Origin of the sequence: Paenibacillus sp. HB172176 (assembly GCF_011947265.1) — a bacterium.
Lineage (GTDB): Bacteria > Bacillota > Bacilli > Paenibacillales > Paenibacillaceae > Pristimantibacillus.
On the sequence record NZ_JAATHD010000075.1, the window covers coordinates 1 to 1,178 of the forward strand.

The 1,178-nt window shown below is 42.9% G+C and carries 1 protein-coding gene; it reads right to left on the minus strand.

Annotated features, from left to right (window positions below):
• Window positions 1-284 precede the first annotated feature (284 nt).
• On the minus strand, window positions 285-704 hold the full coding sequence (locus tag HFP08_RS28845; protein WP_168124077.1) for a hypothetical protein: 420 nt from the start codon (window positions 702-704) through the stop codon (window positions 285-287).
• Window positions 705-1,178: the final 474 nt, after the last annotated feature.

The following is a 1,178-nucleotide window of genomic DNA, read 5'->3' on the forward strand; positions in this document are numbered from 1 at the left end:
AATGATTGAAGTGAGATATTCTTGTTTTGATTATTTTCATTTTTGTCTTGAACGCTCTTAGCCGATTGCATATAACGTTCTTGTATTCACGAACCTTCACTGCCTTAAGTGACCGAAGGGAACGGCCGCGACGCGGTTAGGCAGTGCAAGGTTGTCCGGCTGATTATGCTTCCCTGTTACTGAGTTTGCTTCTTCGAAACCACATCTTCCTGCTTCGGCCGGACCAAGGAGCGATAGCGACGCAGCGTGAATACGGTGTTATATGTTGCCGGCGTCTTCTTGAATTAACAATCAAAATCTTGTTTTAGCACTTTAAAATATATGTTTATGTTATCTTCTGATCCATTCTTAATTCTTTTATATATTTTTGCAGGGGGGTAAATTTCAGTTTCTCCAATTTTAATTGCAATTGTATTGTCAAACGTATTGCTTTGTATCCATTCTCCTCCAAGTTGTTTTATTATTGTTTCTCCAAGATATGCTCCCCATATTTTTGCCATTTGGTTGATTTGATCTTCAGATGGTCCTTTAGACAAGATTTTTTTAATTCCCTTTGGAATTCCTTGATGATACTTTTCAAGGATTGTGTCTAATTCAAATAAACTATCTTCCGTATAGTTCAATTCAACTTTAAGCTGATTTGCAAGATCTTGAGCATCTTCAGCATACGCACGCATCATTTCAGCAACAGTAAACTGAGTCATAAACATTCTCCTTGTACTTTAGTGGTTTGTATTATTGCTCTTCGCCGGTTTCATATAACGTTCTTGTATTCACGAACCCTCACTGCCTTAAGTGACCGGAGGGAACGGCCGCGACGCGGTTAGGCAGTGCAGGGTTGTCCGGCCAATTCCTTTCGGCCGGTCCAAGGAGCCACCAGGCGACGCTGCGTGAATACGGTGTTAGACGCTGTGCCCTCTTCGATTAACTTCCAAATGTCTATAATGCACTTTTTCCAATATCGTTCCCGGATGGGAACTTTCCACTATGCTCTGGCTTGCATTGTCAATGTCGTTCCCGGATGGGAACTTTCCGCAAGCTCTCTCTTGTCTCTACTCGTTCCCTTAATGTCTTAGCATTGCGTCTAACGTTCTTGTATTCACGAACCTTCACTGCCTTAAGTGACCGAAGGGAACGGCCGCGACGCGGTTAGGCTGTGCAAGGTTGTCCGGCTGAAT

Excerpts from the sequence above, each read along its gene's own strand:
- HFP08_RS28845 (WP_168124077.1), bottom strand. The coding sequence starts at position 704 with ATGACTCAGTTTACTGTTGCTGAAATGATGCGTGCGTATGCTGAAGAT.